Origin of the sequence: Salmonella sp. SJTUF14076 (assembly GCF_015534835.1) — a bacterium.
GTDB lineage: Bacteria > Pseudomonadota > Gammaproteobacteria > Enterobacterales > Enterobacteriaceae > Salmonella > Salmonella enterica.
On sequence record NZ_CP064674.1, the window covers coordinates 1,430,248 to 1,454,967 of the forward strand.

The 24,720-nt window shown below is 56.9% G+C and carries 27 protein-coding genes; 22 read left to right on the plus strand and 5 right to left on the minus strand.

The genetic code is table 11. The features are described 5' to 3' along the window. Positions 1-9: 9 nt before the first annotated feature. The 12 genes from eutM (at position 10) to eutR (ending at position 11,452) form a co-directional block, all read left to right on the plus strand. Positions 10-300 carry an ethanolamine utilization microcompartment protein EutM gene (gene eutM / locus HU143_RS06835; protein ID WP_000387716.1) on the plus strand — a complete coding sequence of 97 codons (291 nt, stop codon included), beginning with the start codon at positions 10-12 and terminating at the stop codon, positions 298-300. 112 nt (positions 301-412) lie between these two features. Further along, a complete protein-coding gene (gene eutN / locus HU143_RS06840) occupies positions 413-700 on the plus strand; it encodes an ethanolamine utilization microcompartment protein EutN (RefSeq protein ID WP_001522340.1) in 288 nt (95 codons plus the stop codon). Between the two features lie 11 nt (positions 701-711). Beyond that, the gene (locus HU143_RS06845) at positions 712-2,115 is read left to right on the plus strand and encodes an aldehyde dehydrogenase family protein (protein WP_023138804.1); all 1,404 of its coding nucleotides are present in this window, start codon (positions 712-714) and stop codon (positions 2,113-2,115) included. Positions 2,116-2,125: 10 nt separating this feature from the next. Beyond that, positions 2,126-2,965 (plus strand): ethanolamine utilization protein EutJ, encoded by an 840-nt coding sequence (gene eutJ / locus HU143_RS06850; RefSeq protein ID WP_000929676.1) that lies wholly within the window; start codon positions 2,126-2,128, stop codon positions 2,963-2,965. After that, on the plus strand, positions 2,955-4,142 hold the full coding sequence (gene eutG / locus HU143_RS06855; protein WP_023227048.1) for an ethanolamine utilization ethanol dehydrogenase EutG: 1,188 nt from the start codon (positions 2,955-2,957) through the stop codon (positions 4,140-4,142). The genes eutJ and eutG overlap by 11 nt, the downstream gene beginning before the upstream one ends. Before the next feature lie 119 nt (positions 4,143-4,261). Further along, a complete protein-coding gene (gene eutH / locus HU143_RS06860; RefSeq protein WP_000512393.1) occupies positions 4,262-5,488 on the plus strand; it encodes an ethanolamine utilization protein EutH in 1,227 nt (408 codons plus the stop codon). Next, a complete protein-coding gene (gene eutA, locus HU143_RS06865) occupies positions 5,485-6,888 on the plus strand; it encodes an ethanolamine ammonia-lyase reactivating factor EutA (protein ID WP_001097522.1) in 1,404 nt (467 codons plus the stop codon). The genes eutH and eutA overlap by 4 nt, the downstream gene beginning before the upstream one ends. An 11-nt stretch (positions 6,889-6,899) precedes the next feature. Then, positions 6,900-8,261 (plus strand): ethanolamine ammonia-lyase subunit alpha, encoded by a 1,362-nt coding sequence (eutB, locus tag HU143_RS06870; protein WP_000769990.1) that lies wholly within the window; start codon positions 6,900-6,902, stop codon positions 8,259-8,261. An 18-nt stretch (positions 8,262-8,279) separates the two neighbouring features. Beyond that, complete coding sequence (gene eutC / locus HU143_RS06875) at positions 8,280-9,176, plus strand: ethanolamine ammonia-lyase subunit EutC (protein WP_000372354.1); 897 nt, start codon at positions 8,280-8,282, stop codon at positions 9,174-9,176. A gap of 9 nt (positions 9,177-9,185) precedes the next feature. Continuing rightward, on the plus strand, positions 9,186-9,845 hold the full coding sequence (eutL, locus tag HU143_RS06880; protein WP_001111056.1) for an ethanolamine utilization microcompartment protein EutL: 660 nt from the start codon (positions 9,186-9,188) through the stop codon (positions 9,843-9,845). 12 nt (positions 9,846-9,857) lie between these two features. Next, complete coding sequence (gene eutK / locus HU143_RS06885; protein WP_000606266.1) at positions 9,858-10,352, plus strand: ethanolamine utilization microcompartment protein EutK; 495 nt, start codon at positions 9,858-9,860, stop codon at positions 10,350-10,352. Positions 10,353-10,399: 47 nt separating this feature from the next. After that, positions 10,400-11,452 carry an HTH-type transcriptional regulator EutR gene (gene eutR / locus HU143_RS06890; RefSeq protein WP_000753665.1) on the plus strand — a complete coding sequence of 351 codons (1,053 nt, stop codon included), beginning with the start codon at positions 10,400-10,402 and terminating at the stop codon, positions 11,450-11,452. Between the two features lie 198 nt (positions 11,453-11,650). Here eutR and hemF read toward each other — a convergent pair whose 3' ends face one another. Both hemF and amiA read right to left on the minus strand, forming a co-directional pair. Continuing rightward, positions 11,651-12,577, minus strand: a complete 927-nt coding sequence (gene hemF / locus HU143_RS06895; protein ID WP_023227049.1) for an oxygen-dependent coproporphyrinogen oxidase — start codon at positions 12,575-12,577, stop codon at positions 11,651-11,653. 2 nt (positions 12,578-12,579) lie between these two features. Then, entirely contained in the window at positions 12,580-13,449 is an 870-nt protein-coding gene (amiA, locus tag HU143_RS06900) for an N-acetylmuramoyl-L-alanine amidase AmiA (protein WP_000102880.1), read from the minus strand. Positions 13,450-13,661: 212 nt separating this feature from the next. Here amiA and HU143_RS06905 point away from each other — a divergent pair, with 212 nt between their 5' ends. From HU143_RS06905 to cysM, 10 genes are all read left to right on the plus strand, one after another. Continuing rightward, entirely contained in the window at positions 13,662-14,087 is a 426-nt protein-coding gene (locus HU143_RS06905) for a GNAT family acetyltransferase (protein ID WP_000406008.1), read from the plus strand. Continuing rightward, positions 14,074-14,523 carry a DUF2919 domain-containing protein gene (locus HU143_RS06910; protein ID WP_017441396.1) on the plus strand — a complete coding sequence of 150 codons (450 nt, stop codon included), beginning with the start codon at positions 14,074-14,076 and terminating at the stop codon, positions 14,521-14,523. The genes HU143_RS06905 and HU143_RS06910 overlap by 14 nt, the downstream gene beginning before the upstream one ends. Positions 14,524-14,584: 61 nt before the next feature. Further along, positions 14,585-15,160 carry an RpoE-regulated lipoprotein gene (locus tag HU143_RS06915; RefSeq protein WP_000838968.1) on the plus strand — a complete coding sequence of 192 codons (576 nt, stop codon included), beginning with the start codon at positions 14,585-14,587 and terminating at the stop codon, positions 15,158-15,160. A gap of 94 nt (positions 15,161-15,254) precedes the next feature. Continuing rightward, positions 15,255-16,154 (plus strand): porphyrinogen peroxidase, encoded by a 900-nt coding sequence (gene yfeX / locus HU143_RS06920; protein ID WP_000084583.1) that lies wholly within the window; start codon positions 15,255-15,257, stop codon positions 16,152-16,154. 237 nt (positions 16,155-16,391) lie between these two features. Beyond that, the gene (ucpA, locus tag HU143_RS06925; RefSeq protein WP_000517460.1) at positions 16,392-17,183 is read left to right on the plus strand and encodes an SDR family oxidoreductase UcpA; all 792 of its coding nucleotides are present in this window, start codon (positions 16,392-16,394) and stop codon (positions 17,181-17,183) included. Between the two features lie 157 nt (positions 17,184-17,340). Beyond that, positions 17,341-18,357 carry a thiosulfate/sulfate ABC transporter substrate-binding protein CysP gene (gene cysP / locus HU143_RS06930; protein WP_000290275.1) on the plus strand — a complete coding sequence of 339 codons (1,017 nt, stop codon included), beginning with the start codon at positions 17,341-17,343 and terminating at the stop codon, positions 18,355-18,357. Continuing rightward, a complete protein-coding gene (cysT, locus tag HU143_RS06935) occupies positions 18,357-19,190 on the plus strand; it encodes a sulfate/thiosulfate ABC transporter permease CysT (RefSeq protein WP_000881745.1) in 834 nt (277 codons plus the stop codon). Before cysP ends, cysT begins: the two co-directional genes overlap by 1 nt. After that, positions 19,190-20,065 carry a sulfate/thiosulfate ABC transporter permease CysW gene (cysW, locus tag HU143_RS06940; RefSeq protein WP_000852705.1) on the plus strand — a complete coding sequence of 292 codons (876 nt, stop codon included), beginning with the start codon at positions 19,190-19,192 and terminating at the stop codon, positions 20,063-20,065. Before cysT ends, cysW begins: the two co-directional genes overlap by 1 nt. After that, positions 20,055-21,149 (plus strand): sulfate/thiosulfate ABC transporter ATP-binding protein CysA, encoded by a 1,095-nt coding sequence (gene cysA / locus HU143_RS06945; RefSeq protein WP_023227050.1) that lies wholly within the window; start codon positions 20,055-20,057, stop codon positions 21,147-21,149. The genes cysW and cysA overlap by 11 nt, the downstream gene beginning before the upstream one ends. A gap of 120 nt (positions 21,150-21,269) precedes the next feature. Further along, positions 21,270-22,181 carry a cysteine synthase CysM gene (gene cysM / locus HU143_RS06950; RefSeq protein WP_001093875.1) on the plus strand — a complete coding sequence of 304 codons (912 nt, stop codon included), beginning with the start codon at positions 21,270-21,272 and terminating at the stop codon, positions 22,179-22,181. 32 nt (positions 22,182-22,213) lie between these two features. On the opposite strand, the gene HU143_RS06955 is transcribed toward cysM, so the two are convergent. Genes HU143_RS06955 through ptsJ form a run of 3 tightly spaced genes read right to left on the minus strand, consistent with a single transcriptional unit; the run spans position 22,214 to position 24,676 of the window. Continuing rightward, entirely contained in the window at positions 22,214-22,591 is a 378-nt protein-coding gene (locus HU143_RS06955; protein ID WP_000710731.1) for a YfeK family protein, read from the minus strand. A 58-nt stretch (positions 22,592-22,649) separates the two neighbouring features. Beyond that, on the minus strand, positions 22,650-23,369 hold the full coding sequence (locus HU143_RS06960) for a GMP synthase (RefSeq protein ID WP_001263750.1): 720 nt from the start codon (positions 23,367-23,369) through the stop codon (positions 22,650-22,652). Positions 23,370-23,383: 14 nt separating this feature from the next. Next, the gene (gene ptsJ, locus HU143_RS06965; protein WP_023227051.1) at positions 23,384-24,676 is read right to left on the minus strand and encodes a transcriptional regulator PtsJ; all 1,293 of its coding nucleotides are present in this window, start codon (positions 24,674-24,676) and stop codon (positions 23,384-23,386) included. Positions 24,677-24,720 lie beyond the last annotated feature (44 nt).

Consider the following 24,720-nt stretch of genomic DNA (forward strand, 5'->3'; position numbering starts at 1 on the left):
GAAAACACGATGGAAGCATTAGGAATGATTGAAACCCGGGGCCTGGTTGCGCTGATTGAGGCCTCAGATGCGATGGTAAAAGCCGCGCGCGTGAAGCTGGTCGGCGTGAAGCAGATTGGCGGTGGCCTGTGTACGGCTATGGTGCGTGGCGACGTGGCGGCATGCAAAGCCGCAACCGATGCTGGCGCCGCTGCGGCGCAGCGCATTGGCGAGCTGGTCTCCGTACACGTGATTCCACGCCCGCACGGCGATCTGGAAGAAGTGTTCCCGATCAGCTTCAAAGGCGACAGCAACATTTGATGGTAGGCCGGATAAGACGCGCAGCGTCGCCATCCGGCATGAATGCGCGCCATTGCCTGATGGTGCGCAGATTCAAGGCCTACGACCCAACGGGCAATCCATGGAGGCGGATATGAAACTGGCAGTCGTCACAGGACAAATCGTATGTACCGTCCGCCATCAGGGACTGGCGCATGACAAATTGCTGATGGTGGAAATGATCGATGCCCAGGGCAACCCCGACGGGCAGTGTGCCGTCGCTATCGACAGTATTGGGGCGGGAACCGGAGAGTGGGTACTGCTGGTCAGCGGCAGTTCCGCACGCCAGGCGCATCGCAGCGAATTATCACCGGTCGATCTGTGCGTCATTGGCATCGTCGATGAAGTGGTGGCTGGCGGGAAAGTGGTTTTCCATAAATAGGACTGAACATCATGAATCAACAGGATATTGAACAGGTGGTGAAAGCGGTACTGCTGAAAATGAAAGACAGCAGCCAGCCGGCCAGCACTGTTCATGAGATGGGCGTTTTTGCCTCCCTGGATGACGCAGTGGCGGCAGCAAAACGGGCCCAGCAGGGGCTGAAGAGCGTGGCGATGCGCCAGCTTGCCATTCATGCCATTCGCGAGGCGGGCGAAAAACACGCCCGAGAATTAGCGGAACTTGCCGTCAGCGAAACCGGCATGGGACGCGTTGACGATAAATTTGCTAAAAACGTGGCGCAGGCGCGCGGCACGCCGGGCGTCGAGTGTTTATCTCCGCAGGTGCTGACCGGCGATAACGGCCTGACGCTGATTGAAAATGCGCCGTGGGGCGTGGTGGCCTCGGTCACGCCGTCCACCAATCCGGCGGCGACGGTGATTAATAACGCCATCAGCCTGATTGCCGCAGGCAACAGCGTCGTGTTTGCCCCGCATCCGGCGGCGAAAAAGGTCTCTCAGCGGGCAATCGCTCTCCTCAATCAGGCGGTGGTCGCCGCCGGCGGCCCGGAAAATCTGCTGGTCACCGTGGCGAACCCGGATATCGAAACCGCCCAGCGGTTGTTCAAATATCCCGGTATTGGCCTGCTGGTGGTGACTGGCGGCGAAGCGGTGGTGGACGCGGCGCGTAAACATACTAATAAACGCCTGATCGCCGCCGGTGCCGGTAATCCCCCGGTGGTGGTGGATGAGACCGCCGACCTGCCGCGCGCCGCACAATCCATCGTCAAAGGCGCGTCGTTTGATAACAACATCATCTGTGCCGACGAAAAAGTGCTGATTGTGGTGGATAGCGTCGCTGACGAGCTGATGCGTCTGATGGAAGGTCAGCACGCGGTGAAACTGACCGCCGCTCAGGCCGAACAGCTCCAGCCGGTGCTGCTGAAGAATATTGATGAGCGCGGCAAAGGCACCGTCAGCCGTGACTGGGTCGGTCGTGACGCGGGCAAGATTGCCGCAGCCATCGGCCTGAACGTCCCGGATCAAACGCGCCTGCTGTTTGTGGAAACGCCCGCCAACCATCCGTTTGCCGTTACTGAAATGATGATGCCGGTACTGCCGGTGGTGCGGGTCGCCAACGTCGAAGAAGCCATCGCCCTGGCGGTTCAGCTTGAAGGCGGTTGCCACCATACGGCGGCGATGCACTCGCGCAATATCGACAACATGAACCAGATGGCGAACGCCATCGACACCAGCATTTTCGTCAAAAACGGGCCGTGCATTGCCGGGCTTGGATTGGGCGGAGAAGGCTGGACCACCATGACTATCACTACGCCAACCGGCGAAGGGGTGACCAGCGCGCGTACCTTTGTGCGGCTGCGTCGATGCGTGCTGGTGGATGCGTTTCGCATTGTATAAGGGATGACTCATGGCGCACGACGAACAACTCTGGCTCACCCCAAGACTGCAAAAAGCGGCGGCCCTGTGTAACCAGACGCCCGCCGCCAGCGATACACCGCTGTGGCTGGGCGTCGATTTGGGCACCTGCGACGTGGTGTCGATGGTGGTCGACGGCAACGCCCAGCCGGTGGCGGTATGCCTTGACTGGGCCGACGTTGTGCGTGACGGCATCGTCTGGGATTTCTTCGGCGCCGTCACCCTCGTGCGCCGCCATCTCGACACCCTTGAACAGCAGCTCGGCTGCCGCTTTACCCACGCGGCGACCTCGTTTCCGCCAGGCACCGACCCGCGTATTTCGATCAACGTGCTGGAGTCTGCCGGGTTAGAAGTCAGCCATGTACTGGATGAACCGACGGCGGTAGCGGATCTGCTGGCGCTTGATAATGCAGGCGTGGTGGATATTGGCGGCGGCACTACCGGCATTGCCATCGTCAAACAGGGCAAGGTGACTTACTCCGCCGATGAAGCCACTGGCGGGCACCATATCTCCCTGACGCTGGCGGGCAACCGCCGTATTCCCCTGGAAGAGGCGGAACAGTACAAGCGCAGCAATGAGCAGGAGATTTGGCCGGTAGTGAAGCCGGTGTACGAAAAGATGGCGGAAATCGTTGCTCGCCACATTGAAGGGCAAGGAATTGCTGATTTATGGCTGGCGGGCGGTTCCTGTATGCAGCCGGGCGTGGAGGCGTTATTTCGCCAGCGTTTCCCGGAGTTACAGGTGCATTTACCGCAGCACAGCCTGTTTATGACCCCGCTGGCGATAGCTAACAGCGGGAGAGCGAAAGCGGAGGGACTCTATGCAAGCTGAACTACAGACGGCGCTGTTTCAGGCATTCGACACCCTGAATCTGCAACGGGTGAAAACGTTCAGCGTACCGCCGGTCACGCTGTGCGGACTTGGGGCGCTCGGCGCCTGCGGCCAGGAAGCGCAAGCGCGAGGCGTAAGCCATCTGTTTGTGATGGTCGACAGCTTCCTGCATCAGGCGGGAATGACCGCGCCGCTGGCACGCAGCCTGGCGATGAAAGGCGTGGCGATGACGGTCTGGCCGTGTCCGCCAGGCGAGCCGTGCATCACCGATGTTTGCGCGGCGGTGGCGCAACTGCGTGAGGCGGTGTGCGACGGCGTAGTGGCCTTTGGCGGCGGTTCGGTGCTGGACGCGGCGAAAGCGGTCGCCCTGCTGGTGACTAACCCTGACCAGACGCTGAGCGCCATGACCGAGCGCAGTACATTACGCCCGCGTCTGCCGCTGATTGCGGTGCCGACCACCGCCGGAACCGGTTCTGAAACCACCAACGTGACGGTGATTATCGACGCGGTCAGCGGGCGCAAGCAGGTGCTGGCGCACGCGTCACTAATGCCGGACGTGGCGATTCTTGATGCTGCCGTGACCGAAGGCGTTCCGCCAAACGTGACGGCGATGACCGGTATCGATGCGTTGACGCATGCGATTGAGGCCTACAGCGCGCTCAACGCCACGCCGTTTACCGACAGCCTGGCGATTGGCGCGATAGCGATGATTGGCAAATCGCTGCCGAAGGCCGTCGGCTATGGGCAGGATCTGGCGGCGCGTGAAAATATGTTGCTGGCCTCCTGTATGGCGGGAATGGCCTTTTCCAGCGCCGGTCTGGGGCTGTGTCATGCGATGGCGCACCAGCCAGGGGCGGCGCTGCATATTCCGCACGGCCAGGCCAACGCCATGCTGCTGCCGACAGTCATGGGCTTTAACCGGATGGTATGCCGCGAACGCTTCAGTCAAATCGGTCGGGCGCTAACCAATAAGAAATCGGACGATCGCGATGCGATTGCGGCGGTGAGCGAGCTGATTGCCGAAGTAGGGCAGAGCAAACGGCTGGCTGACGCTGGCGCCAAACCCGAACACTACAGCGCGTGGGCGCAAGCCGCACTGGAGGATATTTGTCTGCGCAGTAACCCACGCACCGCCACACAGGCACAGATTATCGACCTGTACGCGGCTGCCGGGTAATGCCTGTAGGCCGGATAAGGTGCTCGCACCGCCATCCGGCAATAACACGGCGTTAATGCCGGAGGCGACGTAAACGTCTTATCCGGCCTACAAATCATAAATGGCAGGGAGTAAGGGCTATGGGAATTAACGAAATCATCATGTACATCATGATGTTCTTTATGCTGATTGCCGCCGTGGACAGAATCCTGTCGCAGTTCGGCGGGTCGGCGCGCTTCCTCGGTAAATTCGGTAAGAGTATTGAGGGGTCTGGCGGCCAGTTTGAAGAGGGCTTTATGGCGATGGGCGCGCTGGGACTGGCGATGGTCGGTATGACCGCGCTGGCGCCGGTGCTGGCGCATGTACTGGGGCCGGTTATTATCCCGGTATACGAAATGCTGGGCGCGAACCCATCCATGTTCGCGGGTACGCTGCTGGCCTGTGATATGGGCGGATTCTTCCTCGCCAAAGAGCTGGCCGGCGGTGATGTCGCGGCGTGGCTATACTCAGGGTTAATACTTGGGTCGATGATGGGGCCGACCATTGTGTTCTCCATTCCGGTGGCGCTCGGCATTATCGAGCCGTCTGACCGCCGCTACCTGGCGCTTGGCGTACTGGCGGGTATCGTCACCATTCCCATTGGCTGCATTGCGGGGGGGGTGATCGCCATGTACTCAGGCGTGCAGATCAATGGTCAGCCAGTGGAGTTTACCTTCGCGCTGATCCTGATGAACATGATCCCGGTATTGATCGTCGCGGTGCTGGTAGCGCTGGGGCTGAAGTTCATCCCGGAAAAAATGATCAACGGTTTCCAGATTTTCGCCAAATTTCTGGTGGCGCTGATCACCATCGGTCTGGCGGCTGCGGTGGTTAAATTCCTGTTGGGCTGGGAGTTGATTCCGGGACTCGACCCGATCTTTATGGCGCCAGGCGACAAACCCGGCGAAGTGATGCGCGCCATTGAAGTGATCGGCTCTATCTCCTGCGTGCTGCTCGGCGCGTATCCGATGGTGCTGTTACTGACCCGCTGGTTTGAAAAACCGTTGATGAATGTCGGTAAACTGCTGAACGTAAATAATATTGCGGCGGCAGGCATGGTGGCGACCCTGGCGAACAATATCCCCATGTTCGGCATGATGAAGCAGATGGATACCCGCGGCAAAGTGATTAACTGCGCATTTGCCGTCTCTGCGGCGTTCGCGCTGGGCGACCATTTAGGCTTCGCCGCCGCCAACATGAACGCCATGATCTTCCCGATGATTGTCGGCAAGCTGATCGGCGGCGTGACGGCGATTGGCGTGGCGATGATGCTGGTGCCGAAAGATGACGCCGCCCAGGTGAAAACCGAAGCGGAGGCGCAATCGTGAACACTCGCCAGCTACTGAGCGTCGGTATCGATATCGGCACCACCACCACGCAGGTGATCTTCTCGCGCCTGGAGTTGGTTAACCGTGCGGCGGTGTCGCAGGTGCCGCGCTACGAATTCATCAAACGCGACATTAGCTGGCAAAGCCCGGTCTTCTTTACGCCCGTGGATAAGCAGGGCGGTCTGAAAGAGGCCGAACTTAAAGCGCTGATTCTGGCCCAGTATCAGGCCGCAGGCATCGCGCCTGAATCGGTGGACTCCGGGGCTATCATTATCACCGGCGAAAGCGCCAAAACCCGCAACGCCCGTCCGGCGGTCATGGCGCTCTCGCAGTCGCTGGGCGACTTTGTGGTCGCCAGCGCCGGGCCGCATCTGGAATCAGTCATTGCCGGTTACGGCGCCGGAGCGCAAAGCTTGTCTGAGCAGCGGATGTGCCGGGTGCTGAATATTGATATCGGCGGCGGCACGTCTAACTACGCGCTGTTTGACGCGGGAAAAGTCAGCGGTACCGCTTGCCTTAACGTCGGTGGTCGCCTGCTGGAAACCGACGCTCAGGGGCGCGTGGTTTATGCCCATCAGCCGGGGCAGATGATTATCGATGAGGTGTTCGGTTCGGGTACTGATGCTCGCGCCTTAGCTGCCGCACAGTTGGGGCAGGTGGCGCGGCGGATGGCGGATCTCATCGTCGAGGTTATCACTGGCGCGCTCTCGCCGCTGGCGCAATCGCTGATGCAAACCGGGCTGCTGCCCGCCGATATTACGCCGGAGGTGATCACCCTTTCCGGTGGGGTAGGTGAATGCTACCGCAACCAACCTGCCGATCCGTTCTGCTTTTCTGATATCGGGCCGCTGCTGGCGACCGCGCTGCATGAGCACCCGCGTCTGCGCGAGATGAACGTGCAGTTTCCGGCGCAAACCGTACGCGCCACGGTGATTGGCGCGGGGGCCCATACGCTCTCGCTTTCCGGCAGTACTATCTGGCTGGAAGACGTCCAACTGCCGCTGCGCAACCTGCCGGTGGCGATCCCGCAGGATGACGCCGATCTGGTGAACGCCTGGCGGCAGGCGCTTCTCCAGCTTGATCTCGACCCGCAAACCGACGCTTACGTGCTGGCGCTTCCCGCCACGCTTCCGGTGCGTTACGCCGCATTACTCACGGTCATCAACGCGCTGACGGCTTTTGTCGCGCGTTATCCCAATCCACATCCCCTGCTGGTGGTGGCCGAGCAGGATTTTGGTAAAGCGCTGGGCATGTTATTGCGCCCACAGTTACCGCAACTTCCGCTGGCGGTCATCGATGAGGTGGTCGTGCGGGCGGGAGACTATATCGACATTGGTACGCCTCTTTTTGGCGGATCGGTTGTGCCGGTGACGGTGAAATCACTCGCATTTCCTTCCTGAGGGAACGACTTATGAAACTAAAGACCACATTGTTCGGCAATGTTTATCAGTTTAAGGATGTAAAAGAGGTACTGGCTAAAGCCAACGAACTGCGTTCGGGGGATGTGCTGGCCGGGGTTGCCGCGGCAAGTTCGCAGGAGCGCGTAGCGGCAAAACAGGTACTGTCGGAAATGACGGTGGCGGATATCCGCAACAATCCGGTGATTGCCTATGAAGAGGACTGCGTGACGCGCCTGATTCAGGATGACGTCAACGAAACGGCCTATAACCGGATTAAAAACTGGAGCATCAGCGAACTGCGCGAATACGTACTGAGCGATGAAACCTCCGTGGACGACATCGCGTTTACCCGCAAAGGCCTGACCTCCGAAGTGGTGGCGGCAGTGGCGAAAATCTGCTCCAACGCCGACCTGATCTACGGCGGTAAGAAAATGCCGGTGATCAAAAAAGCCAATACCACCATCGGTATTCCGGGCACCTTTAGCTGCCGTTTGCAGCCGAACGATACCCGTGACGATGTGCAGAGTATCGCCGCGCAAATCTACGAAGGGCTTTCTTTCGGCGCAGGCGATGCGGTGATCGGCGTTAACCCGGTGACCGATGACGTGGAGAACCTGACCCGCGTGCTCGACACCGTTTACGGCGTTATCGATAAATTCAATATTCCGACCCAGGGCTGCGTGCTGGCGCACGTCACCACCCAGATTGAAGCGATTCGTCGCGGCGCGCCAGGCGGACTGATTTTCCAGAGCATTTGCGGCAGCGAGAAGGGCTTAAAAGAGTTCGGTGTCGAGCTGGCAATGCTCGACGAAGCGCGGGCAGTGGGGGCGGAGTTCAACCGCATCGCCGGGGAAAACTGCCTGTACTTTGAAACCGGACAGGGCTCGGCGCTGTCGGCTGGCGCGAACTTTGGTGCCGACCAGGTGACGATGGAAGCGCGTAACTACGGGCTGGCTCGCCACTACGATCCGTTCCTGGTGAACACCGTGGTGGGCTTTATCGGGCCGGAGTATCTCTACAACGACAGGCAGATTATCCGCGCCGGTCTCGAAGATCACTTTATGGGCAAGCTGAGCGGCATCTCGATGGGCTGCGACTGCTGCTATACCAACCATGCCGACGCCGACCAGAACCTTAACGAAAACCTGATGATTCTGCTCGCCACTGCCGGCTGTAACTACATCATGGGGATGCCGCTCGGCGACGACATCATGCTCAACTACCAGACTACCGCTTTCCACGATACCGCCACCGTCCGTCAGTTGCTGAATTTACGGCCGTCGCCGGAGTTTGAACGCTGGCTGGAAACGATGGGCATTATGGCAAACGGTCGTCTGACCAAACGGGCGGGCGATCCGTCACTGTTCTTCTGATGACGCGGGGATAACACCATGGATCAAAAACAGATTGAAGAAATTGTACGTAGCGTGATGGCGTCAATGGGACAGGACGTACCGCAACCCGTCGCGCCGTCAACGCAGGAAGGCGCAAAGCCGCAGTGCGCCGCGCCGACGGTGACCGAAAGCTGCGCGCTGGATTTAGGTTCCGCAGAGGCAAAAGCCTGGATTGGCGTCGAGAACCCACATCGTGCGGACGTGTTGACCGAACTGCGTCGCAGTACTGCGGCACGCGTCTGCACGGGTCGTGCCGGGCCGCGTCCGCGCACCCAGGCGCTGTTGCGCTTCCTGGCGGATCACTCCCGTTCGAAAGACACCGTGCTCAAAGAAGTGCCGGAAGAGTGGGTAAAAGCGCAAGGGCTGCTGGAAGTGCGTTCGGAGATCAGCGACAAAAACCTGTACCTGACGCGCCCGGATATGGGGCGTCGCCTGAGCCCGGAAGCCATTGACGCGCTGAAGTCACAGTGCGTGATGAACCCGGATGTGCAGGTAGTGGTCTCCGATGGCCTCTCTACGGATGCGATCACCGCCAACTATGAAGAGATCCTGCCGCCGCTGCTTGCCGGTCTGAAGCAGGCCGGGCTGAACGTCGGCACGCCGTTCTTTGTGCGCTATGGCCGCGTGAAGATTGAAGATCAGATTGGCGAAATTCTCGGCGCGAAGGTCGTCATCCTGCTGGTGGGCGAACGTCCGGGGCTGGGGCAGTCGGAAAGCCTCTCCTGCTACGCCGTCTATTCCCCGCGCGTGGCGACCACCGTCGAGGCCGACAGAACCTGTATTTCAAACATTCATCAGGGGGGGACGCCGCCGGTAGAAGCCGCCGCCGTGATTGTGGATTTGGCCAAACGAATGCTGGAGCAGAAAGCGTCCGGCATCAACATGACCCGTTAAGGAGACATCATGCCTGCATTAGATTTGATTCGACCTTCAGTGACTGCCATGCGCGTGATTGCCTCCGTGAATGACGGCTTTGCGCGGGAACTTAAATTACCGCCACATATACGTAGCCTCGGACTCATCACGGCAGATTCTGATGATGTGACCTATATTGCCGCTGATGAAGCGACAAAACAGGCGATGGTGGAAGTGGTCTATGGCCGCTCCCTCTATGCCGGGGCGGCTCACGGGCCATCGCCTACCGCCGGTGAGGTGTTGATTATGCTGGGCGGCCCGAACCCGGCGGAAGTGCGCGCCGGTCTGGATGCGATGGTCGCCAGTATTGAAAACGGCGCGGCGTTCCAGTGGGCGAACGATGCGGAAAATACCGCGTTCCTGGCGCATGTGGTTTCGCGTACCGGCTCGTACCTCTCGTCTACCGCAGGTATCGCGCTGGGCGATCCAATGGCCTACCTGGTGGCGCCGCCGCTGGAAGCGACATTCGGCATTGACGCGGCGATGAAATCCGCTGACGTTCAACTGGTGACTTACGTGCCGCCGCCGTCGGAAACCAACTATTCGGCCGCGTTCTTAACGGGAAGCCAGGCCGCGTGTAAAGCCGCCTGCAACGCCTTTACCGACGCCGTGCTGGATATCGCCCGTAACCCTGTCCAGCGTGCGTAACGGAGGCTGCCAATGATCAATGCCCTGGGATTACTGGAAGTGGACGGAATGGTCGCCGCCGTCGATGCGGCGGATGCCATGCTGAAAGCGGCCAACGTGCGTTTGCTCAGTCATCAAGTGCTCGACCCTGGCAGGCTCACGCTGGTGGTGGAGGGCGATCTGGCGGCGTGTCGTGCGGCGCTGGATGCCGGAAGCGCCGCCGCGCAGCGCACAGGCCGTGTGATTAGCCGCAAAGAAATTGGTCGTCCGGAAGAGGACACCCAGTGGCTGATTGGCGGGTTTGCGCGTGCGACAACGCCGACTGAGAAAGCGCCCCAGGTACCCGCAACGCCTGAGTTCGCTGAAGCGTTACTGGCGCTGCTGGCATCAGTACGCCAGGGAATGACGGCGGGAGAGGTGGCCGCGCATTTTGGCTGGCCGCTGGAGCAGGCCAGAAACGTGCTGGAACAACTCTTTTCTGACGGAGCGTTGCGTAAACGCAGTAGTCGCTATCGCATCAAAAATTAATCTGTCGGAGGGCCGGGCGTCCTGGCGGGCGTCCGGCATAGAAGATCATGAAAAAGACCCGTACAGCGAATTTGCACCATCTTTATCATGAAGCGTTACCCGAAGACGTTAAACTTACGCCCAGAGTCGAGGTGGACAATGTTCATCAGCGACGGACGACGGATGTCTATGAACATGCTCTGACTATCACCGCCTGGCAGCAGATCTACGATCAGTTACACCCGGGTAAATTTCATGGCGAGTTCACGGAAATCCTGCTTGATGAGATTCAGGTGTTCCGTGAATACACCGGCCTGGCGCTGCGTCAGTCGTGTCTGGTTTGGCCAAACTCTTTCTGGTTTGGTATTCCGGCGACGCGCGGCGAACAGGGATTTATCGGCGCGCAGGGGCTCGGCAGCGCCGAGATTGCCACCCGACCGGGAGGCACCGAGTTTGAACTGAGCACGCCGGATGATTACACCATTCTGGGCGTCGTTATCTCGGAAGATGTTATTTCCCGTCAGGCCACGTTTTTGCATAACCCGGAAAGGGTGCTGCATATGCTACGTAACCAGTTAGCGCTGGAGGTAAAAGAGCAGCATAAAGCGGCGCTGTGGGGCTTTGTGCAGCAGGCGCTGGCCACCTTCAGCGAGAGTCCTGAAACCCTGCATCAACCTGCGGTGCGTAAGGTCTTGAGTGATAATTTGTTGCTGGCGATGGGCACGATGCTGGAAGAGGCGAAGCCGATTCATAGCGCCGAGAGCATCAGCCATCAGGGATATCGTAGGCTACTGTCGCGGGCGCGGGAATATGTGCTGGAAAATATGTCGGAGCCGCTGACGGTGCTCGACTTATGTAACCAGCTACACGTAAGCCGTCGCACGCTGCAAAATGCGTTTCACGCCATTTTGGGCATTGGCCCCAATGCGTGGCTGAAACGTATTCGCTTAAACGCAGTACGCCGGGAGTTGATTAGCCCGTGGTCGCAGAGCGCCACGGTCAAAGATGCCGCGATGCAGTGGGGATTCTGGCATCTGGGGCAATTTGCCACCGATTATCAGCAATTATTTGCCGAAAAACCGTCGTTGACGCTGCATCAACGGATGCGGCAATGGGCTTGATATTGATGGGTAGGCTCTCCGGTTGCTGATAACGTGCGCGTGTCGGGAATTGCCCGGTGGCGGCTGGCGCCTTACCGGGCCTACGGATTCGCTGCTGTCTGTGGTTGGTAGTGTCGGTAGGCCTGATAAGGCGCAAGCCGCCATCAGGCAATGAGATGATTCCCATGCCGGATGGTGACGCGTTGCGTCTTATCCGGCCTACGAAACGGAACTATTATCAGGTAACGACACCCAGTCGCGTACCTGAATAAACTCGCTCAGCGCCGCTTCCGGGCTACCCGCTTCCGGCTGCCAGTCGTACTCCCAGCGCACCAGCGGCGGCATCGACATCAGGATAGATTCAGTGCGCCCGCCGGTTTGCAGACCAAACAGGGTGCCTCTGTCCCACACCAGATTGAACTCCACGTAGCGCCCGCGGCGATAAAGTTGAAAATTACGCTCCCGCTCGCCCCAGACCATCGCTTTGCGTCGTTCGACAATCGGTAAATACGCCCGGGTGTAGCCGTTGCCGACCGCCTGCATAAAGTCGAAGCAGTGGTCGAAATCCGGCGTATTCAAATCGTCAAAAAACAGGCCGCCAACGCCGCGCTGCTCGTTGCGGTGTTTGAGAAAAAAGTAGTCGTCGCACCACTTTTTATAACGCGGATACACATCGTCACCAAACGGCTGGCACAGGTCGCGGGCGGTGCGGTGCCAGTGAACGGCATCCTCTTCAAAGCCGTAGTAGGGCGTTAAATCGAACCCGCCGCCAAACCACCACACCGGATCGGCGCCCGGTTTTTCGGCAATAAAAAAGCGCACGTTAGCATGGCTGGTGGGAATATACGGATTGTGCGGATGCACCACCAGCGATACGCCCATCGCTTCAAAGCTACGCCCGGCGAGTTCTGGCCGATGCGCGGTGGCGGACGCGGGCATTGCATCGCCGTGAACGTGAGAGAAATTAACGCCCGCCTGTTCGAAAATCCCGCCGTTGCGTAATACCCGGCTGCGTCCGCCGCCGCCCGCTTCGCGTCGCCAGCTATCTTCGACAAAGTTTGCGCCATCCACAGCGGATAACTTTTGGCAAATATCATCCTGCAGGCGTAGCAGAAACTGTTTTACGTGATGTGCATCGGGTTTCATGATTACCGTTTCTTCGTGTGTGCTTTCTGATTATCAAACCAGTGAAAATAACTGATGATGCCGTTGGCGATCGCCGTAGCGATTTTCTGGCGAAACGCCGTCGTGCCCAGCAGGCGTTCTTCTTCCGGATTGGTAATAAACGAGGTTTCGACCAATACCGACGGAATTGACGGTGATTTTAGCACCACGAAAGCCGCTTGTTCGGTAGTGCGGCTGTGTAATTTATGTATAGGTTTGATTTTCTTGAGAATATGCGAACCCAGCGTCAGACTGTTTTTAATCGTATCGGTTTGCACCAGATCAAACAAAACTTGTTGTAATAGATGATCCCGGTCAGTGGCTTTTTTACCCGCCACTTCGTCCGCGCGGTTTTCACGCTCGGAGAGATACTTCGCCATGGCGCTACTGGCCCCGCGGTTGGAAAGCGCAAAAACGGAAGCGCCTGCCGCTTTCGGGTTGGTAAAACCATCGGCATGAATAGACATAAACAGATCCGCGCCGTGCTTATGGGCGATTTCCACCCGATCGTACAGCGGAATAAAGGTATCCCCTGTCCGGGTTAAACGCGCATCGATTCCGTGATTTCGCAAAATAGCGCGTACGTTTTTGGCAATTGCCAGCACGACGTGTTTTTCCTGAGAACCGTTGCGGCCAATCGCGCCGGTATCGATGCCGCCGTGTCCGGGGTCGAGCATCACCAGCCGTTTACTGCCGGTTTTTTTGGTTTTGGGTTTGCTGTGACCATTACTGGTTTTTAGCGTTTCTTCTTTGGCTATTGCGTGCGACATACCTGACAGCGTCAGGGCCGCCAGACCTGTTTTGAGTACCTGGCGGCGCGATGTGAGAGTTTTTAGGAGTTTAAAAGTGCTCATACGGCCTGAGTTGTGAAAATTAAGTTCAAGATGTTATATCGTATCGCGTAATCCGTTACGACGGTTGGTGATGAGAATTGTTTTACTTTTCATTTCAATACGTGACACATCGCCATTATGCCATTTTTTCCGCTACATCGCGTCAGATATTGGCTGAATCAGATGTTTGCGCCATAATCTTGGTTTTTCCACCCGAAAAGGCAACGAATACCATGGAAATACGCGTTTTTCGCCAGGAAGATTTCGAAGAGGTGATTACCCTCTGGGAGCGTTGCGACCTGCTGCGTCCATGGAACGATCCTGAAATGGATATTGAACGCAAGGTGAATCACGATGTCAGCTTGTTCCTCGTTGCGGAAGTTAGCGGCGAAGTCGTCGGTACGGTAATGGGCGGTTATGACGGGCATCGCGGCTCGGCGTATTACTTGGGCGTTCACCCGGAGTTCCGCGGGCGCGGCATTGCGAATGCGTTGCTTAACCGGCTGGAAAAAAAACTCATCGCCCGCGGGTGTCCGAAAATCCAAATTATGGTGCGCGATGATAACGACGTTGTGCTGGGCATGTATGAACGTCTGGGGTATGAGCATTCTGACGCCCTAAGTTTGGGTAAACGCCTGATTGAAGATGAAGAGTACTGAGTTTCATCCAGCCGATTATGATGTACACGGACGTTTACGCCTGCCGTTTCTGTTCTGGTGCGTACTGTTACTTCAGGCGCGCGCCTGGGTACTCTTTGTCATTGCCGGTTCATCCCGTGGACAGGGTAATACTTTGTTAAACTTTTTTTATCCCGACCATGACAATTTTTGGCTGGGGCTGTTGCCCGGCGTTCCGGCGGTAGTGGCATTTTTACTCAGCGGGCGGCGTGAAGCGGTTCCTGGTGTGTGGCGCTGGCTGCGCGGACTCCTGATCCTTGCTCAACTGGTGTCGTTGTGCTGGTTGCCGGTGATGTGGCTGGGTGGCGACCCGGTCAACGGCGTCGGGCTGGCGCTGCTGCTGGCGGACATCGTCGCGCTGATCTGGCTGTTAACCAATCAACGTTTGCGTGCCTGTTTTTCCTTTGAGAAAGAATAACGGCACTTTTTGGCGAACCCGCACTCCAACCAACGTTAATTAATAAAAGAAAGGAAGTGAGATGAAATCGCTGCGTTTGACTTTACTCGCACTGCCGCTGGCGCTGACCGGCTGCTCGACGCTCTCCTCGGTCAACTGGTCTGCCGCAAATCCATGGAACTGGTTTGGTTCCTCGACAGAAGTCACTGAGCAAGGCGTGGGAGCGCTGACCGCCGCCACGCCGCTGGAAGAGCCGGCTATTGCAGAGGCATTAGATGGCGATTATCGCCTGCGTAGCGGTATGAAAACCGATAACGGCAACGTGGTGCGCTTTTTCGAAGCGATGAAGGGCGACAATGTCGCGATGGTGATCAACGGCGAGCAGGGAACCGTGAGCCGTATTGATGTGCTGGACAGCGATATCCCAACTGCCGCGGGGGGCAAAATCGGTACGCCGTTTAGCGACCTTTACAGCAAAGCGTTTGGTCACTGCGAGCCGGTTTCCAGCGATAGCCATACCAGCGTCGAATGTAAAGCCGAGGGAAGTCAGCATATTAGCTATGTTTTCTCCGGCGAGTGGAGCGGACCGGAAGGCTTAATGCCTCCTGATGACGTCTTAAAAAACTGGGACGTGCGCAAAATTATCTGGCGTCGTTAATTTGCGCCTGAACAAACCGCTTCGCTTAAAAACAAGGTAAAATAACCTCCATTAATGCCACGACTGCGTGGCATTCTCATTTTCAGGAGGAATCATGTCTCAGGTTCAAAGTGGCATTTTGCCGGAACATTGCCGTGCGGCAATTTGGATTGAAGCCAATGTGAAAGGCGACCTGGACGCCCTGCGCGCGGCCAGCAGAACATTTGCCGATAAACTGGCGACCTTCGAAGTCAAATTTCCGGACGCCCATCTTGGGGCCGTTGTGGCGTTTGGCAACAATACCTGGCGTGCCCTGAGTGGCGGCGTCGGGGCGGAAGAACTGAAAGATTTTATTCCTTATGGTAAAGGACTGGCGCCAGCCACGCAGTATGACGTGCTGATCCATATCCTTTCCCTGCGCCACGATGTGAATTTTTCTGTTGCTCAGGCGGCGATGGAAGCCTTCGGCGACTGTATCGACGTGAAAGAAGAAGTTCACGGCTTCCGTTGGGTGGAAGAACGCGATCTGAGCGGCTTTGTCGACGGGACAGAGAACCCGGCGGGCGAAGAGACGCGTCGTGAAGTGGCGGTGATCAAAGATGGCGTGGATGCCGGCGGCAGTTATGTGTTCGTGCAGCGTTGGGAACACAATCTCAAGCAACTTAACCGGATGAGTATTCACGATCAGGAGATGATGATCGGGCGTACCAAAGAAGCCAATGAAGAGATTGACGGCGATGCGCGTCCGGCAACATCTCACCTGAGCCGCGTCGATCTCAAAGAAGATGGCAAAGGGCTGAAGATTGTACGCCAGAGCCTGCCATACGGCACCGCCAGCGGTACTCATGGTCTCTATTTCTGCGCTTACTGCGCACGTCTGCACAATATCGAACAGCAGCTTTTGAGTATGTTCGGCGATACCGACGGTAAACGCGACGCGATGCTGCGCTTCACCAAACCGGTGACTGGCGGCTACTATTTTGCGCCGTCGCTGGATCGCCTGTTAGCGCTATAAGGTAAAACCCTGTCGGATGGCAGCGCAAACGCTTTATTCGACCTACGATTGGTAGGACTGATAAGCGCAGCGCCATCAGGCAGAACAGCATGAAAATGCCCATCCCCGCCTCCGCGGGGATTTTTTTACCTAATATTTACCTGAATTAGTGAGCTATTCCTCAGCACTTATTTGTTATTACTGTATTTTCAGTGTTAATGGAGTGTAAGACTCCATATTCAAAAGGAGACATTGAAAATGGGTAAACTCACGGGCAAGACAGCATTGATTACGGGCGCATCGCAGGGCATTGGCGAAGGGATCGCTCGCGTATTCGCACGCCACGGCGCGAACTTAATCTTGCTGGATATCTCCGATGAGATTGAAAAGCTGGCGGATGAGCTGGGCGGGCGCGGGCATCGCTGCACTGCCGTTAAGGCTGACGTCAGAGATTTTGCTTCGGTGCAGGCGGCGGTTGCGCGCGCCAAAGAGACTGAAGGTAGAATTGATATTTTGGTGAATAACGCTGGCGTGTGCCGTCTGGGCAACTTCCTCGATATGAGTGAAGAAGATCGCGATTTCCACATTGATATTAATATTAAAGGTGTCTGGAACGTCACCAAAGCCGTCCTGCCGGAGATGATTAAACGTAAAGATGGCCGCATTGTGATGATGTCTTCCGTCACGGGAGATATGGTGGCGGACCCGGGTGAAACGGCCTATGCGCTGTCAAAAGCCGCCATTGTCGGTTTAACCAAATCGCTGGCGGTAGAGTATGCGCAGTCCGGTATTCGCGTGAATGCCATTTGCCCTGGTTATGTAAGAACACCGATGGCGGAAAGCATTGCCCGTCAGTCTAATCCTGACGATCCGGAATCGGTATTAACGGAAATGGCAAAAGCCATTCCGCTACGCCGTCTTGCCGATCCGCTGGAAGTAGGGGAACTGGCGGCATTTCTGGCTTCCGATGAGTCCAGCTATCTTACCGGAACGCAAAACGTCATTGATGGCGGCAGTACCCTGCCTGAAAGCGTAAGCGTAGGCGTCTGATTGATGCCGGTCTCCTCCCCGCGCCGCGTGGGGAGGGATTCTCTTATTCCCTTTTCAACTTTCAAATCATCAAACGGTATATAAAACCGTTACTCCTTTAGCGCTGGTTATAAATATGATGACCATAAGAAAGTCATTAAATTTATAAGGGTGCGCAATGGCCGTTAACTTACTGAAAAAGAGACCCCTGACGCTGGCAGCAATGCTATTACTGGCAGGGCAGGCGCAGGCAACAGAGCTGCTGAACAGCTCATACGATGTCTCCCGCGAGCTGTTTGCCGCCCTTAACCCGCCGTTTGAGCAACAATGGGCGAAGGATAACGGCGGCGATAAGCTGACGATTAAGCAGTCTCATGCCGGGTCATCAAAACAGGCGCTGGCGATTTTGCAGGGACTGAAGGCAGACGTCGTGACCTACAATCAGGTGACCGACGTACAGATTCTTCATGATAAAGGCAAACTGATCCCTGCCGACTGGCAAAGCCGTCTGCCGAACAACAGTTCGCCATTCTATTCCACGATGGGCTTCCTGGTGCGCAAGGGGAACCCGAAAAATATTCACGACTGGAGCGATCTTGTACGTTCCGACGTGAAGCTGATTTTCCCTAACCCGAAAACCTCCGGCAACGCCCGCTATACGTATCTGGCGGCATGGGGCGCGGCGGATAACGCGGACGGCGGCGATAAAGCCAAAACCGAACAGTTTATGACCCAGTTCCTGAAAAACGTCGAAGTGTTTGATACCGGCGGTCGCGGCGCTACGACTACCTTTGCCGAGCGTGGTCTGGGCGATGTGCTGATTAGTTTTGAGTCGGAAGTGAACAATATCCGCAAACAATATGAAGCCCAGGGATTTGAAGTGGTGATCCCGAAAACGAACATTCTTGCTGAATTCCCGGTTGCCTGGGTGGATAAAAACGTGCAGGCCAACGGCACAGAAAAAGCCGCCAAAGCTTACCTGAACTGGCTGTATAGCCCGCAGGCGCAGACCATCATCACCCATTACTACTACCGCGTGAATAACCCGGAAATCATGGGCAAGCAAGCAGATAAATTCCCGCAGACCGAACTGTTCCGCGTGGAAGAAAAGTTTGGTTCCTGGCCGGAAGTGATGAAAACGCACTTTGCCAGCGGCGGCGAGCTGGACAAACTGTTGGCGGCGGGGCGTAAGTAATGCTTGCCGTTTCTTCCCGACGCGTGCTGCCCGGCTTTACGTTAAGCCTCGGCACCAGTTTGCTGTTTGTCTGCCTGATCCTGCTGTTGCCGTTGAGCGCGCTGGTGATGCAGCTCTCACAGATGAGCTGGGCGCAATACTGGGATGTTGTGACCAACCCACAGGTGGTGGCTGCCTATAAAGTGACGCTGCTGGCGGCATTTGTAGCGTCGATTTTTAATGGAGTGTTTGGCCTGCTGATGGCGTGGATTTTAACCCGCTACCGTTTTCCAGGGCGCACGTTGCTGGATGCGCTGATGGATCTGCCGTTTGCGCTGCCGACAGCGGTAGCGGGGTTAACGCTGGCCTCGCTGTTCTCAGTGAACGGTTTCTACGGTCAGTTTCTTGCGCAGTTTGATATCAAAGTGACCTATACCTGGCTCGGTATTGCGGTGGCGATGGCCTTTACCAGCATTCCATTTGTGGTGCGCACCGTCCAGCCGGTACTGGAAGAGCTGGGGCCGGAATATGAAGAAGCGGCACAAACGCTGGGGGCCACCCGGCTGCAAAGTTTTCGCAAAGTCGTGCTGCCTGAGCTGTCGCCTGCGCTGATTGCCGGCGTGGCGCTCTCTTTTACCCGTAGCCTGGGCGAGTTTGGCGCGGTGATTTTTATCGCTGGAAATATTGCCTGGAAAACAGAAGTGACCTCGCTGATGATTTTTGTGCGTTTGCAGGAGTTTGATTACCCAGCCGCCAGCGCCATTGCCTCGGTGATCCTTGCGGCATCCTTGCTGCTGCTGTTCTCTATCAATACTTTGCAAAGTCGCTTTGGTCGACGTGTGGTAGGTCATTAATGGCGGAAGTGACTCAATTGAAGCGATACGACGTCCCCCGCATTAACTGGGGAAAATGGTTTTTGATTGGCGTCGGGATGCTCGTTTCGGCGTTTATCCTGCTGGTGCCGATGATTTACATCTTCGTGCAGGCGTTCAGCAAAGGGTTAATGCCGGTACTGCAAAATCTGGCCGATCCGGACATGCTGCACGCCATCTGGCTGACGGTGTTGATTGCCTTGATCGCAGTGCCGGTGAATCTGGTGTTCGGCATTCTGCTGGCGTGGCTGGTGACGCGCTTTAACTTCCCCGGACGTCAGCTATTGCTGACCCTGCTGGATATTCCCTTTGCCGTCTCACCGGTGGTGGCCGGTCTGGTTTATCTGCTGTTTTATGGCTCCAACGGCCCGTTGGGCGGCTGGCTGGATGAGCATAATTTGCAAATGATGTTCTCCTGGCCGGGGATGGTACTGGTCACTATTTTTGTCACCTGCCCGTTTGTGGTGCGCGAACTGGTGCCGGTGATGCTCAGCCAGGGCAGTCAGGAAGATGAGGCGGCGATTTTACTGGGCGCATCCGGCTGGCAAATGTTTCGCCGCGTGACGTTGCCGAATATTCGCTGGGCGCTACTCTACGGCGTGGTATTAACCAACGCCCGCGCGATTGGCGAGTTTGGCGCGGTGTCGGTGGTGTCCGGCTCGATTCGCGGCGAAACGTTATCGCTACCGTTACAGATTGAATTACTGGAGCAGGACTACAACACCGTCGGCTCCTTTACCGCCGCCGCATTGTTGACGCTAATGGCGATTATTACCCTGTTTTTGAAGAGCATGTTGCAATGGCGTCTGGAGAATCAGGAAAAACGCGCGCAACAGGAGGAAAATCATGAGCATTGAGATCGCCAGAATTAAGAAATCGTTTGGTCGCACTCAGGTACTGAATGATATCTCGCTGGATATTCCTTCCGGCCAGATGGTTGCCTTGTTGGGGCCGTCTGGTTCCGGCAAAACGACGCTGCTGCGCATTATTGCCGGGCTGGAACATCAGTCCAGCGGCCATATTCGTTTCCACGGTACGGACGTTAGCCGCCTGCACGCGCGTGAGCGTAAAGTCGGTTTTGTGTTTCAGCACTATGCGCTGTTTCGCCATATGACGGTGTTTGACAACATCGCTTTTGGCCTGACGGTGCTGCCGCGACGCGACCACCCAACTGCGGCGGCGATTAAAACGAAAGTGACGCAATTGCTGGAGATGGTGCAACTGGCGCACCTCGCGGATCGCTTCCCCGCCCAGCTTTCCGGCGGACAAAAACAGCGCGTGGCGCTGGCGCGCGCGCTTGCCGTGGAACCGCAAATTCTACTGCTGGATGAACCGTTTGGCGCGCTGGATGCCCAGGTACGTAAAGAGTTACGTCGCTGGTTGCGCCAGCTACATGAAGAACTGAAATTCACCAGCGTCTTTGTCACCCACGATCAGGAAGAAGCGACGGAAGTGGCGGATCGGGTGGTGGTAATGAGTCAGGGCAATATCGAACAGGCTGACGCGCCGGATCGGGTGTGGCGTGAACCGGCAACCCGCTTCGTACTGGAGTTTATGGGCGAGGTGAACCGCCTGACAGGCACCGTCCGCGGCGGGCAGTTTCACGTTGGCGCGCATCGCTGGCCGCTGGGTTATACGCCCGCGTACCAGGGGCCGGTCGATCTGTTCCTGCGTCCGTGGGAGGTGGATATTAGCCGCCGCACCAGCCTGGATTCTCCGCTACCAGTACAGGTCATTGAGGCCAGCCCAAAAGGTCACTATACACAGTTAGTGGTACAGCCGCTGGGGTGGTATCACGATCCGCTGACGGTGGTGATGGCGGGTGAGGATGTTCCGGTTCGCGGCGAGCGTTTGTTTGTCGGCTTACAGAACGCACGTCTCTATCATGGCGACCAGCGTATTGAGCCCCATGAGGCGCTTGCTCTTGCGGAGTCTGCCTGATAGGTTAATTTGCATAGTTATCGCCCGGTGGCGCTTCGCTTACCGGGCCTACAGCGTATATCGTGATTTTGTAGGCCGGGTAAGCACAGCGCCACCCGGCATTTTTATTGAGCTGAAAACGTGAATACATTAGAACAAACCATCGGCAATACGCCGCTGGTCAAATTACAACGTCTGGCGCCGGATAACGGCAGTGAAATCTGGGTCAAGCTGGAAGGCAATAATCCGGCAGGGTCGGTGAAAGATCGCGCGGCGCTATCCATGATTGTCGAAGCGGAAAAGCGCGGAGAAATTAAACCGGGCGATGTCCTGATTGAAGCGACCAGCGGCAACACCGGCATTGCGCTGGCGATGATCGCCGCGCTGAAAGGTTATCGCATGAAGCTGTTGATGCCGGACAACATGAGCCAGGAGCGTCGGGCGGCAATGCGGGCCTATGGCGCGGAACTGATTCTGGTCACTAAAGAGCAGGGAATGGAAGGGGCGCGCGATTTAGCGCTCGCTATGTCTGAACGAGGCGAGGGCAAACTGCTCGATCAGTTTAATAACCCCGATAACCCATATGCGCACTACACCACCACCGGCCCGGAAATCTGGCGGCAAACGTCAGGTCGCATCACCCATTTTGTCTCCAGCATGGGCACGACCGGCACCATTACCGGCGTGTCGCGTTTTCTGCGCGAGCAGGAAAAACCGGTCACTATCGTTGGCCTACAGCCGGAAGAGGGCAGCAGTATTCCGGGCATTCGCCGCTGGCCAGCGGAATATATGCCGGGCATTTTTAACGCCTCGCTGGTAGATGAGGTGCTGGATATTCACCAGAATGATGCCGAAAACACCATGCGTGAACTGGCCGTTCGTGAAGGCATTTTCTGCGGCGTGAGTTCCGGCGGCGCGGTAGCGGGCGCGTTACGCGTCGCACGAGCCACGCCCGGCGCGGTAGTGGTGGCGATTATCTGCGATCGCGGCGATCGTTACTTGTCTACCGGCGTGTTTGGTGAAGAGCATTTCAGCCAGGGGGCAGGGATTTAAACGAGGTGCCATCGTCGTATGGCACCCGTGTGTTATAGCGTTTTATCCGTTTCCGCAATAAGCGCATGTAAATAAGGCTGCGCGTTTTCATCGCTTTTACCGGGAATTTTAACGATATAGGGCTTTCCGGTGATGGACGACGACGACGCGACTTTATCGATAAACTGTTCGGCGGTGTCGATACGATTGCGTGTGTTACCCAGTTTTAAGCGCAGGTGCGATACGGCTTCCTCGCAGTTATGCGCATCACCGTTACGAACGAATGTCAGATCCTTTTTCTGCGCCAGCGCATTAAGCATGGCGTTAATGCGCGCTTCTTCATGGGCGTTCAGCTTCGCCCAGGCGGGTAGGGTCAGCAGGAGCGCAACGACGGCGCAGACAATTTTCTTCATGGTAAAATCCTTTTTCATGCGATAATCACTGCACCTCAGACCGTTAGCCGGATAATAAGTTGCACTCCTGGTGTGGTTATTTCTGTGAGTGCGCCAGCGTGAGTTCATCCAGAAAACGCCACAGCTTTTCATTCATTTGCTGGTAATCCCATGCGCGCATCTCGGCAACCGAGCGGATAAAACGTTTCCCTTGCGCGTCGGCCAGCTCCTGCTGCGAATGTTGGATTAATCCTTCAACCGCCTCGACGGTAAATTCCATATGACACTGGAAGCCGTAGACAAAATTGCCATACTGCACTATCTGACGTGGACAGCCGGCACTTTCAGCCAGCACGGTCGCCTGATCGGTGAGTCCTGGCATATCGTTGTGCCAGTGGCCGACGGTTAACGGGGAGCCAAAGTGGGCGATAAGCGGATGCCGCAGACCGGCTTCAGTGAGCGTAATAGGGTAGTGACCAATCTCTTTTTCCGGACTTTGGCACACAGCGGCGCCCAGCGCCTCGCCAATGAGCTGCGAACCAAGACAAATGCCGATAACCATTCGCCGGGCCGTAATCGCCTGATTAATTAAGTGCTGTTCGGCGCGAGAGTCAAAGTACGGGCACTCTTCGCGGGTGGTGCGCGGCGACTGCGGACCGCCAAATACCACAAGCATATCGAACTCATCGGCATTGGGCGGTAGCGCTTCTCCGGCATAGACGCGCGACCATGAAATGGTATAACCGCGATCTTCAGCCCATTTCAGATAAGCGCCAGCGGATTCAAACGACTCATGGACAACAAAATGAACTCGCACGTTATTTTCTCCTGTTAGCGATTTAGCGCCTGATGGATATCAGCCGCCAGCGTGTTGATCTCGCCGTCATTTAATGTCGACAGCGTGATACGTAGACCGTGAGACGGCGCGCTTACGCCAAAGGCTTCGCCCTCACGTACCAGCCAGCCGGATTTTGCCAGCGTAAACGCGGTAGCCTGGCTATGGGTGTCCAGCGGGAGCCAGGCATTCACGCCGTCGCCGGGAGAAATGGCGATGCCATATTGCTGTAGGGCGCGGGCCAGTTTTTGTTGCCGGGTGGCGTAAAACAGCCGCGTTTGCGCCAGCCTGTGCTGATACTCAGGGTCGGTCAGGCAGGCGTAGACCAGATCCTGTAACAGATGGCTGACCCACTGACTACCGGCATTTAGCCGCAGCCGAAGTTTTGCCGAGGTCGCGCTGTCGCTGGCGACAATAGCAAGACGTAAATCAGGGCCGAGGGCTTTGGAAACGGAGCGTATCACCGCCCAGTGTTGCGTTGTCTGCGCAATAACCGGCTGCCAGGGCGACGAAGAAAGCAGGGCGAAGTGATCGTCGATAATGACCACTACCTGAGGGTAACGCGCCAGTATATTTTGTAGCGCAGCGGCACGGCGAGCGCTCAGGCTACAGCCGGTAGGGTTGTGTGCGCGCGGCGTTAAGATCACTGCCCGCGCGCCCTGGTTTAGCGCCTGTTCCAGCTTTTCAGGCTGCATTCCTTCGCTATCCACACTGACCGGGCTGGCGCTAAAACCGGCATAGCGCAGCATATTGATACTGCTTAAAAAACAGGGATCTTCCACCGCGACGCTGTCGCCCGGCAGCAGATGCGCGCAAAGCAGTCTTTCGATAGCGTCGATAGCTCCGCTGGTGATATCAATTTCGCCTGCGACGGGGGTGGCATCCCGTAGCCAGCGCGCCGCCCAGGCGTGTAGTTCAGGGGAAACGGGCGCATCGCCGTACAGATGCGGCGTGCGGCTGAGACGAGCAAAATAACGGCTAAGGTCAGGCAGACGCTGCGGATCGGGATTGCCGCCGGAAAGGTCGTGCAGAGGCGTATGCGGATCGCCGCCTTCCAGCGCTACGGGAGACGGACTGCCTTTAATCACCGTCCCATTGCGGCCTAAACTTTGCGCCAGTCCCGCCGTTATCAGCCGTTTATACGCCGCTGCGACGGTATTGCGGTTCACCTTTAATTCGCTTGCCAGCTCCCGTACCGGCGGGAGCGAATCCTTCGCCCGTAACGTGCCGGCGATAATGTGTTGACGGATACTGTCAAAAATTTCGTTAGCGGTTTTTCCGTCGATCATTATTGACCTATGACAAAATGAATTTTAGCATATGACAATGATAA